Here is a 15,358-nt window from a genome sequence, read left to right as displayed (position 1 = left end):
TTTTATGATTTTGTGGTCCATTTCAGGAAGAATTCCTTCACCTTTTCTGTGCTGTAACCTTTTCCTTCCTCCAGAACAGCGCTGTCCTGCGTATGGATCATTTTTCCGTTCTTGTCTAAAACGACAAAAACAGGATATCCGAATTTCTCACCGGGATTATCATATTTCGCAAAAACTTTAGCATTTTTGTTCTCCGGAGAATAATTGAGATGATAATATAAATAATTGTCATCTACAACTTGCTTTAATTCGGGAGTTGTCTGTACAAAATTGTTGAACCTCAAGCACCAAATACACCAGTTTCCGCCCGCCTGAAGTATAATATTTTTGTTTTCCGCTTTAGCCTGTTTCACCAATTCAGCAATCTTGGCTTCCGCATTTTCTTCCGCATTATAAGGTTTGGGCAGTTTGGCTTTCTCTTCTGCTGCCGCTTTCTTTTTAGCTGCTGCAATAGCTGCGGAATCCATTTCAGGAGCCACCGATTCTGTCGCAACTTTGTCTGTGGATTTTACATCAGATTTTTGAGCACACGCCACTCCCGTAATGAGAAGTGATGACATTGCGAGTATTTTTAGGGAATTACTTTTCATTGAACTTAATTTTAGCAGTGCAAATTAACAAAAATAGCGCCATCAATCAAGTTTATAATTGCTAAATTTGCAAACTGTATATGAATTTTCTATTTAAAATTATTCTTCTCTTTTCCAGACTTCCATTACAGGTTTTATATCTGTTTTCGGATGTGATTTTCTTTCTGATGTACCATCTGGTTGGTTACCGGAAGAAAGTGGTGACTGAAAATCTGAAGAAATCGTTTCCCGAAAAATCCGTAGTAGAAATAAGTACGATCCGGAAGAGTTTTTACCGCAATTTTTCAGATTATATTCTTGAAACCTTTAAATCATTTACCATTTCTTCCACTGAACTACGGGTGCGCGTTCAGCATATCAATCAGGATGTTTTTAAGGATGCTAAAGCTGAAAACAAAAATGTAATTCTTTTGGCAGGACATATTTTCAACTGGGAATGGTTCAACGCACTTGCGACGATTATTCCACAGGAAAACTGTTTTCCGGTTTACAGAAAGGTACAGAACAGTTTCTGGGAAGAAAAGATCAAAGGAATCCGCAACAGTTTTGGCAATCAGGCTTTGGAAGCTAAGGAAGTGATTCGGCATATTTTCCGGAACAGAAACGACGGCAATTCTGTCTATATGTTCATTGCTGACCAAACACCGCATGTTTCTGAAGTGACGTATGGATTAAACTTCCTCAATCAAAAAACGCCTGCATTCGTCGGATACGACAAGCTTTCTACAAGAATGGATCTTGCGTTTGTTTTTTGCGAAATGAAGAAAGTAAAACGCGGTTATTATCAGATCAATTATTACCGAATTTATCCCGATGGAGAAAAATTTGTAGAGCACGAAGTGGTGAGGAAATTCCACAAAATGCTGGAAAATACTATTAATAAAAGACCCGACAATTATCTTTGGTCGCACAGACGGTGGAAATACCAGCACGCAATTAAAGTTATGGAAACTGGAATATAACAATCATACTTATCTGAATTGAAATTAGCAATCGTGATCTTAAACTGGAACGGGAAAAATTGGTTAGAAAAATTTCTTCCCAGTGTCATCTTGTATTCCGGTGATACAGAGATTTATGTGATCGACAATGCTTCAACTGATGATTCTATAGATTATTTACACCAGAATTTTCCACACGTTAGAATTATTTACAACACCAAAAACAATGGTTTTGCAGGCGGTTATAATGATGGTTTAAAACATATTCATGCAGATATTTACTGCCTCCTGAATTCCGATGTGGAAGTAACTGCAAACTGGTTCGATCCTGTTCTGAATTTATTTAAAAGCGACCCAAAAATTGCCGCGGTTCAGCCAAAAGTTCTGGATTACAACCGTAAAAATTTCTTCGAATTTGCAGGCGCTGCAGGTGGTTTTATCGATAACCTGGGTTATCCTTACTGCCGCGGACGGATCTTTGAATCAATAGAAGAAGACAAAGGACAATACAATGATGAAACCGAGATTTTCTGGGCTTCGGGCTGCTGTTTATTCATCCGGGCTGAAGATTTTTGGAATCAGAAGGGGTTTGACGAAAGATTTTTTGCCCATCAGGAAGAAATCGATTTGTGCTGGCGTCTGAAAAATGACGGAAAGAAAATTTTCTACACCGGGAAATCTACAATTTATCATGTAGGCGGCGGAACTTTAAATAAACAGAGTGCCCAAAAAACATTTCTGAACATGCGGAATAATCTTACTATGCTGGTAAAGAATCTCCCACTTGCTGCGCTGTTCTGGGTTATTTTTTCAAGGCTGATATTAGATGGTGCCGCAGCTTTATACTTCGCTTTCCAAAACGGTTTTTCCCATCTCTGGGCGGTTTTGCGCGCGCATTTCAGTTTTTATTCTCATCTTCCGGGAACAATTCGGCTTCGCGGCAAAAACCAAATAAAAAAATACCACAATTCTAAATGGTTGATTTTCAAGCATTTTATTTAATGTGAAATTTTTCACCGTCACAACGTGGTGAATTACAATCAACTTCCCGTGACTTTAATTTCAAATAAATTGCATTACATTTATAGTAATGAATTTCGATTTATATTTTGTGCTGACCATTATCGCAGTTATCATTCTGGTCATCGGTCTGCTGATTTACTTTTTTCAGCATAAATTCTTTTTCCAGCCGGAGAAACTTCCGCCAGATTTTAAATTCGCTTATGAACATTTAAAAGCGGAAGAGAAAACAGTGGAAACTGAGCCGGGCGCAAAAATTAATTACCTCCATTTTCAGGTTGATCATCCGAAAGGAGCCGTGATTTATCTGAAGGGAAATACAAAGAGCATCAAGGGTTGGGGGAAATTTGCCATTGATTTTACAAGACTGGATTACGAGGTAATTATGATGGATTACCGAGGTTTTGGGAAAAGTACAGGGAAACGAAATGTCGAAGCCATGAAACGCGATTCCCAGTTCATTTATGACATCGTGAAAAATGAATTTTCTGAGGAAAAAATTGTGGTCTATGGCAGGTCACTAGGTTCCGGATTTGCTGCAAGGTTAGCATCGAAGAATAATCCGCGTCTCTTGATTCTCACTTCGCCACTCTACTCTCTGCTGCGCACCATTCACCGTTATTTGCCATTCATGCCTGCAAAACCATTTCTTCGTTACAATCTCCCAACATTTCAATATCTGAAAAATGTGCGCTGCCCCATCAAAATCATCCACGGCAGCGACGACAGGCTGGTGCCCATTAAAACTGCCGTAGATCTTTCGGAAATAAATCCCCGGCTGACAAGACTTTATGTAATTTTGGGCGCAGGGCATATCAATGTGCATCAATTTGAAGAGTACCACCGCGTTATGGAAGAAATATTCGAGAACCGAAAAATCTTCCTCGACACCGAAAAAACGAGCTTAAATGTGAGCCACAGAGCCTGACAATTGCGTTAACTCCGCACAATTCAATTATATTTGTGCAAAATTTATTACTTTTTAATGGAACTGATTATCATTATATTTCTCGTTTTGCTGAATGGCATTTTTTCAATGTCTGAAATGTCACTCGTCTCCTCCCGAAAATTCAAACTTGAAAATGCCGGAAAGAAAGGAAGTTCAGGCGCAAAAAAAGCACTGGAACTTTCGGAACATCCCACTAAATTCCTTTCGACGGTGCAAATCGGAATAACACTCATCGGAATTTTACTCGGGGTTTATTCCGGAGAAAACCTGACAACTGACTTCCAGAATTTCTTAAGCACTTTCCCGCTTATTGAACCTTACTCCAAAACATTGGCAACCGCCGGAATCGTTATATTTATTACTTATCTTTCAATACTTCTGGGCGAACTTCTACCCAAAAGAATTGCGATGACCCATCCGGAAAGCATCATCACTATGGTTGCAAAGCCTATGGATATTCTTTCAAAAATAACTTCACCTTTTGTATGGCTCTTAAGTACATCTAATAATCTTCTTCTTAAACTGATGGGTATTAAAAGCAATTCCGACAGTATCATTACCGAAGAAGAAATAAAATCAATTGTTAAAGAAAGTGCGCAGGAAGGAGAGATCGAAGAAATAGAACAGAATATTGTGGAGCGTGTTTTCGAACTTGGTGACCGGAAGATCAACACCCTTATTACGCACAGAACAGCGATGACATTCTTCACTACTGAAGATTCTCTGGATGAAATTTTCACAAAGATCCGCAGCGACAAACATACTGCCTATCCCGTAACAAAGGGAAATAATCTCGATAACATCATTGGTATTGTACTGCTGAAAGATCTGTTCCCCATCCAAGATCCTGACTCCTTCGATCTTAAGAATTATCTGAAACAGCCGGTTTTTCTTAATGAAAATTATTATGCATATAAAGTGCTTGAACTTTTTAAAAACCAGAAAAACCACTACGGAATCGTGATCGATGAATACGGAAACACTGTTGGAATGGTAACTCTGGATGATTTGCTCGACGCATTGGTAGGTGACACCAATACTGAGGATAATTTTGATTACAGGATTACTGAACGCAGTACTAATTCATGGTTGGCAGATGGACAGGTTCCTATCGTCGAATTCCTAAAATACTTTGATCTCGATTATGAGTTCGACAACAAAGATAATTATACGACTTTGGTTGGTTTCTTCCTGAACGAACATCAGGGCACGCGGGTTGGCGATAAAGTTAAAATTGAAGACCTGGAGCTCGAAATTATTGATAAAGACGGGCAACGTGTAGACAAAATTCTGATTACCAAGATTGAGAATTAACCCATGGCTAAACTCCTTCAATACTTTCAGGAAAAAGTAGTGTTTCTTCCGGTTGCTCTGCCTCTGGAACACGAATTTAAATTCCAGACAGCTTTTGAGGAATATCTGTGGGAAACGCCTTTTGAGGGTAAAATTAACGGACTTCACTTTAAGATTGAAAATCCCAAAGGCATTATTCTTTATTTCCATGGGAATGCCGATAACCTGCACCGTTGGGGAAAAATCGCAGCAGAATTCACTCATTTTGGATACGATATTTTGGTGATGGATTACCGTGGCTACGGAAAAAGTTCAGGTCCCCGAAATGAAGATTTTCTTTACTCGGACGCACAGTACTTTTATGATTTTGCAAAAGAAAATTACGGTGAAGAAAAAACCGTAGTTTACGGCAGAAGCCTGGGCGGCGCATTTGCAGTTAAAATAGGTGCCGAGAATACACCAAAATGTGTAATACTGGAATCTGCCTTTTATAACCTTCAGGATATTGTGAACCGCTGGCTTCCCGAAAAAGTAACGGATCGGGTTTCACCCAGCATGACCTACCATTTTCTCTCTAATGAGAATATAGCGAATGTCAATGTTCCCCTTTATCATTTTCATGGGAGCAAGGATAAAATAGTTCCGATAAAATCCGGAAAGAAATTATTTGAACTCTTTGAAAAAAGTCATCCGGAAACTCCCAAAAAGTTTATCGAAATTGAAGGTGCGGGCCATGATGATTTGGCAAAATTCACCGTATTCAGTGATGAAATAGGAAATATTCTGAAATAAATAACATTCATCACTACACACGATTCAACAATATGATAGATTTTTGCGCCATCGATTTCGAAACTGCTACACACGAACGGAATTCCGCCTGCGAAATGGGAATCTGTGTGGTAGAAAACGGCGCCGTGGTAAAAACCCAGACCTGGCTCATCAAACCGCCCAGTTTTCCATACTTTCATCCGAGGAATATTGATGTGCATGGTATTACGCCCGAAGATGTGCAGGATTCACCAACATTTGAAGAAGTGTGGCACGAGGCGGAAAATTTAATGTACGGAAATCTTATGATTGCGCACAACGCAGCTTTTGATGCCGGGGTTTTACGAAGCTGTCTCGATTATTACGGATTTTTTAAACCGAAACTCAACTATCTCTGCAGCATCTCAATTGCAAAAAAATCATGGAAAAATTTACCGAAATATGGTTTGAAAAGTCTTGCGGAGCATCATCAACTTTCATTTAACCATCACCGGGCGGGTGATGATGCCGAAGTTTGTGCGAAGATTTCGCTTCTCGCTTTTAATAACCTTATGGTTACGAGAACCGAGGAAGTACATGAGGTAATGAAAAAAAACATGAAGATTCTCTAAAGTTTAATCTGCATTTTAGAGAATAAAATTATAATTCTCAGTTACTTAATACCTCAGCCAGCAGATTAAATTTCGGAATTTCGATTTCCAAATTTTCTTCGCTCGAAAGGTTTTTGCAGTAATACACTCCTTTCATACTGCCAACTCCGGAGCGTAATACCACGTTTGAAAAATATTTAAATGTTTCTCCAGGAATAATTTCAGGTGTCAGGCCAATTACGCCATCACCTTCTACCTCCGTGAAACCGAATCCTACATCGTAGATCAGCCATTTTCTTTTGAGCAGCTGCACGGGATGATCACCCAGATTTTCGATGGTCACATGATACCTGAATACAAATCTGTTTTCGGAAGGAAAACTGTTTTTTATATCGTACTCTGGAATTACGGAAACTTTAATGTCGAAAGTAGTTGTAGAAAACATTTCAGTTAATTTTGTTTGGGAAATACAAAAATCCCGCCTTTTCAATGCGGGATTTCATTTATTTTATAAATTGTTTAAATTTATTTATAATTCAAGTGCTTTTCTTTCATCGCCGCCCATCAGGAATTCAACAGGATTGTCAATTGCCTCTTTTACAGCCACTAAGAAACCAACTGATTCCTTACCGTCGATAATTCTGTGGTCATAAGACATAGCGACGTACATCATTGGGCGAATTACCACTTGCCCGTCGATGGCCATTGGTCTTTGAAGAATATTATGCATACCCAAAATTGCAGACTGCGGAGGATTAATGATTGGTGTTGACATCATGGATCCGAAAGTTCCACCGTTGGTTACAGTGAAAGTACCGCCAGTCATCTCATCAACAGTAATTTTACCGTCTCTTACTTTTTCTGCCAAAGATTTTATGTTAGCTTCGACTCCACGGAAAGTCATAGTTTCTGCATTTCTCAATACCGGAACCATCAAACCTTTCGGTCCTGAAACCGCGATTGAAATATCGCAGAAGTCATAATTAATTTTGTAATCGCCATCAATTGAAGCATTCACATCAGGATATAGTTGAAGAGCTCTTGTAACTGCTTTCGTAAAGAAGGACATAAATCCTAACCCAACGCCGTGTTTCTGAGCAAATTCTTCTTTATATTGTTTTCTTAACCTGAAAATTTCAGACATATCAACTTCGTTAAAAGTCGTCAGCATTGCAGTTTCATTTTTCACAGAAACCAATCTTGCTGCCAGTTTTCTTCTCAGAACTGAAAGTTTTGTTGTACTTGAACCTCTGGAACCTCCCGTAGAAGCAGCACCCATTGCAGGTACCGAAGCAGTTTCTGCATCATTCTTGGTGATTCTTCCACCTTTTCCAGAACCTGAAACCTGAGCAGCATCTACCCCTTTTTCATCCAGAATTTTCTTTGCAGCTGGTGAAGGTGTTCCTGCGGCATAACTTGTAGCTGCAGGTTTTTCTTCTTTCTTAGCTTCCTGCACGATTGCAGCTTTTTCAACCACTTTTTCTTCGGCTTTCGGAGCTTCTGCGTTTTCAGTTTTTGGTGCTTCTGAAGAACCGCTTGGCTTAGCAGCATCCATATCAATGAGGCAAACTACCTGACCAACCTGAACAACTTCACCTTCTTCGGCTTTCAAAGTAATTACACCACTTTGCTCTGCAGGCAGTTCAAGGGTTGCTTTGTCAGAATCAACTTCAGCAATTGGCTGGTCTTTCTCAACATAATCGCCGTCCTTCACCAACCAAGATGCGATTTCAACTTCTGTAATAGATTCTCCCGGAGAAGGGACTTTCATTTCTAATATTGACATCGGGTTTATTTTTGTTTATTATTTAAAATTAATTAAGCGGTAACCGGTCGTTTTGCAGGTGCATCATCACGGTCGAAAACTCTGTTGATCACATTGTTCTGGTTTCTTTCGAACATTTTATGGCTTCCCGGAGCCGGTGAACCACTGGCAACAGGTGCCACCACCTGAATTCCGGTATCTCGGAAGTTACGCAGAATATAAGTCCACGCTCCCATGTTTTCCGGTTCTTCCTGAACCCAAAGCAATTGGGTTCTGCTGCTGTACTTACTAAGGATTTCTGCAATTTTATCGTTCTGAAGCGGATAAAGCTGCTCAAATCTAACCAAAGCAATATTTTCGCAATTAAGTTCTTCTTTCTTGGCTAGAAGTTCGTAGTAAATTTTACCTGAACACAGAATCAGTTTTTCAATTTTTGCGGGGTTCGCTACAGCATCATCAATTACAGGCTGGAATGTTCCGGTTGCAAAATCTTCGAGCGGAGAAACCACTTTCGGATGACGCAACAATGATTTTGGAGTCATTACAACCAACGGTTTTCTGAAATTCCACTTAAGCTGTCTTCTTAACAGGTGGAAATAGTTCGCCGGCGTAGTTGCATTTGCTACAACCATATTTTCGTTGGCACAGAGTCCTAAGAATCTCTCGAGTCTCGCAGATGAATGTTCCGCGCCCTGACCTTCGAAACCGTGAGGAAGAAGCATAACCAGACCATTCTGAATTTTCCATTTTTCTTCAGCAGCAGCTAAATACTGGTCGATGATAATTTGAGCTCCGTTTACGAAATCCCCAAACTGTGCTTCCCAAATTGTAAGTGTATTTGGCGAAGCCATCGCATAACCATAATCGAAGCCAAGAACTCCGTATTCCGAAAGGTGAGAGTTATAGATATCGAACCTGCTTTCTGAAATATGTCTTAACGGGATGTATTCTTCTTCTGTATCTTCTGTTTTAACCATTGCGTGACGGTGAGAGAATGTTCCTCTCTCCACATCTTCCCCGGAAATACGTACATTTTTACCTTCAGTAAGTAATGTCGCATAAGCCAGCCATTCACCAAGTGCCCAATCCAAAGCATTGCCTTCAATCATTTTAAGACGATTCTCGAAAAGTCTGGTGATTTTATTAATGAATTTTTTATCAGCGGGTAAAGTGGTCATCTTTACTGCTAATTCTTTCAGTGCTTTAATGTCGAAGCCTGTATCAACGCTGTTCTGCATTGAGCCACGGGGACAAAGCGGGAAATCTTTCCAGGCATCTTCCATAAAGATGGCCATCGCATTTTTTTCAATTTCTTTAGAAGCGTCGAAATCTGCATCCAAAAGTGTTTTGAATTCCGTTTCCATTTTCTTCAAAATCTCATCGGAAACAATTCCTTCCTGAATAAGAACCTGTTTGTAGATTTCTCTGGGATTCGGGTGTTTTGAAATGGCTTTGTATAAATTCGGTTGGGTAAAACGGGGCTCATCACCTTCGTTATGACCGTATTTTCTGTAACCTAAAAGATCGATATAAACATCTTTACCAAACTGTGCACGGAAATCTGCAGCAAACCTGATTGCATGAACTACAGCTTCTACATCATCAGCGTTTACATGCATCACCGGAGATTCGGTAACTTTAGCAATATCTGTACAGTAAATCGACGAACGGGCATCTAAATAATTGGTAGTAAATGAAACCTGATTGTTTACAACGATATGAACTGTACCACCGGTTTTGTAACCTTCAAGCGTCATCATCTGCGCGACTTCGTACACAATTCCCTGTCCTGCAATTGCACCGTCACCGTGAATTACGATAGGAAGCACTTTTTTATAATCGTGGTAAGTATCATCTACCTTCGCACGGCAAATCCCTTCAACCAAAGCTGCAACTGTTTCCAGATGCGATGGATTCGGCGTAAGGTTGATAGAAACCTCCTCACCGTTTGCTGTTTTTATTTTTTTAGATGAACCCAAGTGATATTTCACGTCACCCGAGAATACATCCTCTTCAAATTCTTTTCCTTCAAATTCCGAGAAAATCTGTTTGTATGATTTTCCGAAAATATTGGTGAGTACGTTTAATCTTCCTCTATGCGCCATTCCAAGAACTACTTCATCAACTCCCAATTGCGAGGAACGCGTGATGAGCTGATCCAAAGCAGGAATTAGAGATTCGCCTCCTTCCAGCGAGAATCTTTTTTGACCGACGAATTTCGTATGAAGATAATTTTCAAAAGCTACTGCCTGATTCAGTTTGCCTAAAATTTCCGTTTTTTCGGAAGCATTAAGCTGAGGGCGGTTTTCATTTACCTGAAGCCATTTTCTGATATACAGTTTTTCTTCAGTATTGTTAATGTGCATATACTCTACTCCGATGGATTCGCAATAGATATTTTCCAAACGCTTCACAATATCCTGAAGCGTGGCAGCGCCCGGCATGCCGATTTCTGTAGCGGAATTGAACTTCTGCGTCAAATCTGCCTGTGAAAGACCGAAATTCTCAATAGCGAGTGATGGCTCGTAATGTCTTCTCTGGCGAACAGGATTAGTGTTAGTGAAAAGATGTCCACGGTGTCTGTATCCTTCGATTAAATTCAGCACTTTGAATTCCTTCTGGATATCTTCCGGAATCTGCCCTTTAGAAGCAGATTGGTTGGCAAACTGCGCTACCTGCGTGGCAGCATTTGGAACAGATGAATTTTCTTGCAGTTCGTCCCCATAATTCTCGAGCGCAAAATCAAATCCCTGGAAAAATGCTTTCCAGGAAGGCTCTAAACTATCGGGATATTTTAAATATTGTTGGTATAAGTCTTCGATTAACTGCGAATGTGCAGCGTTTAGGAATGAAAATTTGTCCATTATGTACAGATTAACTGTTGTTTTTTATTTAAAAGCCAAATTTACGCAAAATAAGTGAAGTAATAAAGCCGAAAAACCTTAAAAAACATAAAATAATTTACCTAAAAACGGGCAAAGACAATTTCATTACCGTATTACTTTCCACGGCTGGTTCCTCAAGAAAAGTCTGCTGTAAATCTCCTGTTCTCATGGTGTCGCGTTTTGCTTTTAAAAGAAGTTCCTGAATCGCGCTTATGCGGCCTGCATAGCTGCCCTGGTAATAAATCACGTAGTTTCGCGACGCATTAACTGTCCTGAAAATAAAATTATTGTCTGATACGCCGATTCTTTTGGAAAGAGGAATCCCGTAATAATATGAAACTTCTTTATCTTTAAAATTACCGGCGTTCGTGATCAGCACAGGTTCACCATATTCATCTTCTCTTTTGCCTAAATCCATTTTGATGAAGTTAATGGTTTTATTGTGGTTCATCACGATATTTTTGAATAGGGCATCTTTTGTATTCTTTGAATTTACATTTACGCCTAACAGAAGCTGACCTTCTTTTTCCTCCACCATCAAGGTATCGAACTTAATACTTTCTCTCTGCTGCTCTTTATTTACCTTATTTCCCAAGATGGTGAAAAGCGTTTTCATCCCGGTTTCAATATCAGCAGTAATATCTTCTTCGGTAATTAAATTAAGCGAACGCTTCAGAAAAGGCTGTTTTGGAGTCTGAATATACCATGTTATTTTAGTTTTTCCGTTTTGAGCGACAAATTTTAAGTCGATCAAATAGGGATTGCTTCGCCTACCTTCAAACAACTGATACCTTAATGTCCTGTTGGGATTTTCGTAGCGGATAAAAAGATCACCGAAAACCTCTTGATCTTTTGTATCGCGATAACTCATGGAGCTTCCCTGACCTTCGTAAGGAGTGAAAAAATCAAAAGTAAGGTTTTTGTTGTCGGAGAAAAATCCGCTCCAGCGGCTGAAATTCTGGAGATTATTGAACTGCGGGAAAACTTTGTCTATGGGATAATTGATTTCTTTCTCGATGGTGAAACTTTTGCTTTCCGCCACAAAAATCATAGACACAGCATAAACTGACAGCAAAAAGATGATAATTACACTTCCTAATTTGAACCAACGCATGGGCAAAAATACAAAAAACTCATTCACAAAAAACACGGCAATAGAAATATTGCCGTGCATGATTTGTCTAATTCTGTCTTAAGGAATAATAGTCCCGGGTTTAATCACCGCATTTTTCTTTACGACCACAATTCCATCTTTTATCGAATGGGTATCGTAATCGCCATCCTGCAGATGTTTGCCGCCGATGATTCTAACATTATCGCCAATGCTGCAGTTTTTATCTAAAATTGCCCGTTCGATATAGCAATATTTTCCCACGCCAAGGTTAGGAATATTCCGTTCATCGTTCGCTACAATTTCTTTAGTCTCCTGATAATAGTCGGCGCCCATCAAATAAGTATTGATCAGCGTACTTCCTTTATCAATCCGGCTCCTGTTTCCTACGATAGAATTTTCAATTTTATCTGCCATCACCACACAACCATCACCGAAAATCGCCTTGCTCACATAGGATCCTAATATTTTAGACGGTGGAAGCATTCTGGCTCTGGTGTAAATAGGTGAATGACTGAAGAGATTGAATTTAGGGAAGTCCTGCGTCAGCTCCAGATTTGCATCAAAGAAAGACTGTATTGTTCCGATATCAGTCCAGTATCCGTCATATTGGTAACTCATCATTTTATACTTACCAATGGCATTCGGAATCAGTTCGCCACCGAAATCGTCACCCGGGTCTTCATCGAACATTTTTTTCAGAAAATTCTTTGTGAACACATAAATCCCCATTGAAGCAAGATACTCTTTGCCTTCAGATTTACTTTTATCTGAAACTTCAGATTTCCATTCATTTAAAATATCACGGGAAGGTTTTTCAGTAAAAGAAGTTATATTGCCGTCGTCATCGGCTTTCAGTATCCCAAATCCTGGTGCATCATTACAGTTTACCGGAATTGTAGCGATGGTGATGTCGGCTTCATTTTTACAGTGAAAATCAATCATCTCGCGGAAATCCATCTGATAAAGCTGGTCACCGGAAAGGATCAGTATGTAATCGTACTGATATTTCGCGAGATGCTTCATGGACTGTCGCACGGCATCGGCAGTACCCTGATACCACTGGTCATTTTCTACATTCTGCTCTGCAGCCAGAATATCTACGAATCCTTTGCTGAAAATATCAAAATGGTAAGAATTCTTGATGTGAGAATTCAGAGAAGCAGAGTTAAACTGCGTTAAAACTAAAATCCTGTTGAATCCCGAGTTGAGACAGTTGGAGATAGGAATGTCGACCAATCTGTATTTACCGGCAATGGGCACCGCGGGTTTGGATCGCGAGTAAGTTAAAGGGAACAACCGTGTTCCGCGTCCACCGCCGAGCACTATTGAGATTACACTTGGTTTCATAGAATTAAAATTTTGTGTTTACGAGCAAGATTGATGCCTAACAATATTAGTGATTTTTGAGCATTAATCAAAATATAAAGCAGTAAAATCCCCGCAGTTAAACAAAATTTAAAGTATGAAAAGTTATAGGAAAAGGCCGACCCAGGAATCAAATTATACGCAAAAAAAGTCTCTCAATAAATTGAGAGACTTGCTGCGATCCGGACGGGACTCGAACCCGCGACCTCCGCCGTGACAGGGCGGCATTCTAACCAGCTGAACTACCGGATCAATTTTTTGAAAAGTAATTGATAAACTTTATGCGATCCGGACGGGACTCGAACCCGCGACCTCCGCCGTGACAGGGCGGCATTCTAACCAGCTGAACTACCGGATCATTAATTCTAAAAGAGCTTCTTTCTTTTTGGTGAGTGCAAAAGTACGTTTTTTAAGCTATCTACAAAACTTTTTTGCAAAAAAAATGCTTCCTTTTATAGAAAGCATTCATTCTCACGGGATTATTTTTTATAAATGTGCAGATAATTTTTCTGCGATAACCTCTTTAGATGCTACACCAACGATTTTATCAACTACCTGACCGTTTTTAAAGATTAAAACTGTAGGGATATTTCTGATGCCGTAATCAACAGAAACCTGTTGGTTGTTATCCACATCTACTTTTCCTACTACTGCTTTACCTTCAAAATCTTCTGCAATTTCTTCTACAATTGGGCCCAACATTCTACATGGTCCACACCAAACTGCCCAAAAATCAACTAATACCGGTTTGTCTGAATTCAGTACCATTTCCTGAAATGACTGATCTGTTATTTCTAATGCCATTTTTTATATTTTTTATAATTATATTACTTTTTTCGGTACAAAATTACAAATTTTTAGCGACTTCAGCGAATCGTCTATCTATGTGCAATATTTGTATTTTCTATCTTAAGACGCTCCGCAATCTCCTTTAACGCATCTACCAATGCATCAATTTCGGCTTTGTTTGTAAGATGACTGAAGGAAACTCTCAGCGGAGTTGCATGCTGCATTTCTTCTTCATCAAGAATCATCATCATCACCATCGAAGGCTTTGCTGCACCCGATGAACATGCGCTGCCCTGAGATATCGCGATGCCCTTCATATCCAGTTTAAGCCCGATCATTGGATCTTTAAAAGGCAAAAGCACGCTTAAAACTGTGTACAGGCTTTTTTCGTCTTCGGCACTTCTTCCGTTAAACTTAATACCCTCTATTTCAGCCGACAGTCTGTCTATTGTATATTTTTTAATTTCCTTGATATGAGAAGCATACTCATTCATATTTTTCAAAGAAAGTTCCAAAGCTTTACCTAAGCCTACAATTCCGCAAACATTTTCAGTTCCCGCTCTTAAAGTCCTTTCCTGTGGGCCACCGGTAATAATTCCTTTTAATCCGGAAGATTTCCTTACGAAAGCAAATCCGCTACCTTTAGGTCCGTGAAATTTATGAGCACTGCATGAAGCAAAGTCTACAGGGATGTCAGAAAAATCGAGCTCCATATGCGCCATAGACTGCACTGTATCTGAATGGAAAAGGGCGTTATTTTCTTTGCAAAGTTGTGCTACTTTCTTAATATCTAACAAATTTCCTATCTCGTTATTTGCATGCATGAGACTTACAAGAGTTTTCTTCTCTGATGCTTTAAGCACTTCTTCCAATTTAATAAGATCAAAATCCCCTTTCTGATCAGGGCGCATATATACCACTTCTACCCCTTTTCTTTTCTTCATGTCCAAAACCGTTTCAGCAACACATTTGTGCTCCATTGGAGACGTAATAATACGCTCTACACCCAAATGATTAATGCATGATTTAATAATCATGTTATTGGATTCGGTTCCGCAAGAGGTGAAAATAATTTCGGAAGGCGATGCGTGAAGATAATCAGCCACCTCGCGCCGTACATTTTCGATAAGAATTTTAGCTTCCTGTCCGAGGCTGTGCGTGGATGACGGGTTGCCATAATTCACCTTCATTACCTGAACCATCGCATCGATTACTTCTTCGGCAAGTGGCGTGGTAGCCGCGTTATCCAAATATATTTTATTCATTTTCTGTACTTTCTTTTTAAG

14 protein-coding genes and 2 tRNA genes are annotated in these 15,358 nt (G+C 39.6%); 6 read left to right on the top strand and 10 right to left on the bottom strand.

The features are described from left to right. Positions 1-2: 2 nt before the first annotated feature. Positions 3-560: a thioredoxin family protein gene (locus KTV93_RS10920; RefSeq protein ID WP_218249003.1), complete on the bottom strand. Its 558-nt coding sequence runs from the start codon at positions 558-560 to the stop codon at positions 3-5. 110 nt (positions 561-670) lie between these two features. Here KTV93_RS10920 and KTV93_RS10915 point away from each other — a divergent pair, with 110 nt between their 5' ends. The 6 genes from KTV93_RS10915 (at position 671) to KTV93_RS10890 (ending at position 6,175) form a co-directional block, all read left to right on the top strand. Continuing rightward, positions 671-1,552, top strand: a complete 882-nt coding sequence (locus KTV93_RS10915; protein WP_218249002.1) for a lysophospholipid acyltransferase family protein — start codon at positions 671-673, stop codon at positions 1,550-1,552. A gap of 18 nt (positions 1,553-1,570) precedes the next feature. Further along, positions 1,571-2,533: a glycosyltransferase family 2 protein gene (locus KTV93_RS10910; protein WP_218249001.1), complete on the top strand. Its 963-nt coding sequence runs from the start codon at positions 1,571-1,573 to the stop codon at positions 2,531-2,533. Between the two features lie 88 nt (positions 2,534-2,621). Further along, complete coding sequence (locus tag KTV93_RS10905; protein ID WP_218249000.1) at positions 2,622-3,479, top strand: alpha/beta hydrolase; 858 nt, start codon at positions 2,622-2,624, stop codon at positions 3,477-3,479. Positions 3,480-3,536: 57 nt separating this feature from the next. Beyond that, complete coding sequence (locus tag KTV93_RS10900) at positions 3,537-4,814, top strand: hemolysin family protein (RefSeq protein ID WP_218248999.1); 1,278 nt, start codon at positions 3,537-3,539, stop codon at positions 4,812-4,814. 3 nt (positions 4,815-4,817) lie between these two features. After that, positions 4,818-5,585, top strand: coding sequence for an alpha/beta hydrolase (locus KTV93_RS10895; RefSeq protein ID WP_218248998.1), 768 nt, complete (start codon positions 4,818-4,820; stop codon positions 5,583-5,585). A gap of 32 nt (positions 5,586-5,617) precedes the next feature. Next, entirely contained in the window at positions 5,618-6,175 is a 558-nt protein-coding gene (locus KTV93_RS10890; RefSeq protein ID WP_230259158.1) for a 3'-5' exonuclease, read from the top strand. 37 nt (positions 6,176-6,212) lie between these two features. On the opposite strand, the gene apaG is transcribed toward KTV93_RS10890, so the two are convergent. The 9 genes from apaG to KTV93_RS10845 form a co-directional block, all read right to left on the bottom strand. After that, positions 6,213-6,599 carry a Co2+/Mg2+ efflux protein ApaG gene (apaG, locus tag KTV93_RS10885; protein WP_218248997.1) on the bottom strand — a complete coding sequence of 129 codons (387 nt, stop codon included), beginning with the start codon at positions 6,597-6,599 and terminating at the stop codon, positions 6,213-6,215. An 84-nt stretch (positions 6,600-6,683) separates the two neighbouring features. Beyond that, positions 6,684-7,940: a 2-oxoglutarate dehydrogenase complex dihydrolipoyllysine-residue succinyltransferase gene (gene odhB, locus KTV93_RS10880; RefSeq protein WP_218248996.1), complete on the bottom strand. Its 1,257-nt coding sequence runs from the start codon at positions 7,938-7,940 to the stop codon at positions 6,684-6,686. A 32-nt stretch (positions 7,941-7,972) separates the two neighbouring features. Further along, a complete protein-coding gene (locus KTV93_RS10875; RefSeq protein ID WP_218248995.1) occupies positions 7,973-10,783 on the bottom strand; it encodes a 2-oxoglutarate dehydrogenase E1 component in 2,811 nt (936 codons plus the stop codon). A gap of 97 nt (positions 10,784-10,880) precedes the next feature. Next, on the bottom strand, positions 10,881-11,978 hold the full coding sequence (locus KTV93_RS10870; protein WP_230259156.1) for an SRPBCC family protein: 1,098 nt from the start codon (positions 11,976-11,978) through the stop codon (positions 10,881-10,883). An 18-nt stretch (positions 11,979-11,996) separates the two neighbouring features. Beyond that, positions 11,997-13,265, bottom strand: coding sequence for a glucose-1-phosphate adenylyltransferase (locus KTV93_RS10865; RefSeq protein ID WP_218248994.1), 1,269 nt, complete (start codon positions 13,263-13,265; stop codon positions 11,997-11,999). A gap of 196 nt (positions 13,266-13,461) precedes the next feature. Beyond that, positions 13,462-13,535 (bottom strand) — tRNA-Asp (locus tag KTV93_RS10860). Positions 13,536-13,567: 32 nt separating this feature from the next. Next, positions 13,568-13,641: transfer RNA gene (locus KTV93_RS10855), tRNA-Asp, on the bottom strand. 128 nt (positions 13,642-13,769) lie between these two features. After that, on the bottom strand, positions 13,770-14,087 hold the full coding sequence (gene trxA, locus KTV93_RS10850; RefSeq protein ID WP_218248993.1) for a thioredoxin: 318 nt from the start codon (positions 14,085-14,087) through the stop codon (positions 13,770-13,772). Between the two features lie 74 nt (positions 14,088-14,161). Then, positions 14,162-15,337, bottom strand: a complete 1,176-nt coding sequence (locus tag KTV93_RS10845; RefSeq protein WP_218248992.1) for a cysteine desulfurase family protein — start codon at positions 15,335-15,337, stop codon at positions 14,162-14,164. Between the last annotated feature and the right edge of the window lie 21 nt (positions 15,338-15,358).

Source organism: Kaistella faecalis (assembly GCF_019195395.1).
GTDB lineage: Bacteria > Bacteroidota > Bacteroidia > Flavobacteriales > Weeksellaceae > Kaistella > Kaistella faecalis.
The sequence above is the reverse complement of the archived record's forward strand: the minus strand, read 5'-3'. Positions and strand labels throughout refer to the sequence as shown.

Bases quoted from the DNA above. Each gene is read 5' to 3' on its own strand.
- KTV93_RS10920 (WP_218249003.1), bottom strand. From the start codon at position 560: ATGTCATCACTTCTCATTACGGGAGTGGCGTGTGCTCAAAAATCTGAT.
- KTV93_RS10915 (WP_218249002.1), top strand. From the start codon at position 671: ATGAATTTTCTATTTAAAATTATTCTTCTCTTTTCCAGACTTCCATTA.
- KTV93_RS10905 (WP_218249000.1), top strand. From the start codon at position 2,622: ATGAATTTCGATTTATATTTTGTGCTGACCATTATCGCAGTTATCATT.
- KTV93_RS10900 (WP_218248999.1), top strand. From the start codon at position 3,537: ATGGAACTGATTATCATTATATTTCTCGTTTTGCTGAATGGCATTTTT.
- KTV93_RS10895 (WP_218248998.1), top strand. From the start codon at position 4,818: ATGGCTAAACTCCTTCAATACTTTCAGGAAAAAGTAGTGTTTCTTCCG.
- KTV93_RS10890 (WP_230259158.1), top strand. From the start codon at position 5,618: ATGATAGATTTTTGCGCCATCGATTTCGAAACTGCTACACACGAACGG.
- apaG (WP_218248997.1), bottom strand. From the start codon at position 6,599: ATGTTTTCTACAACTACTTTCGACATTAAAGTTTCCGTAATTCCAGAG.
- odhB (WP_218248996.1), bottom strand. From the start codon at position 7,940: ATGTCAATATTAGAAATGAAAGTCCCTTCTCCGGGAGAATCTATTACA.
- KTV93_RS10875 (WP_218248995.1), bottom strand. From the start codon at position 10,783: ATGGACAAATTTTCATTCCTAAACGCTGCACATTCGCAGTTAATCGAA.
- KTV93_RS10870 (WP_230259156.1), bottom strand. From the start codon at position 11,978: ATGCACGGCAATATTTCTATTGCCGTGTTTTTTGTGAATGAGTTTTTT.
- KTV93_RS10865 (WP_218248994.1), bottom strand. From the start codon at position 13,265: ATGAAACCAAGTGTAATCTCAATAGTGCTCGGCGGTGGACGCGGAACA.
- trxA (WP_218248993.1), bottom strand. From the start codon at position 14,087: ATGGCATTAGAAATAACAGATCAGTCATTTCAGGAAATGGTACTGAAT.
- KTV93_RS10845 (WP_218248992.1), bottom strand. From the start codon at position 15,337: ATGAATAAAATATATTTGGATAACGCGGCTACCACGCCACTTGCCGAA.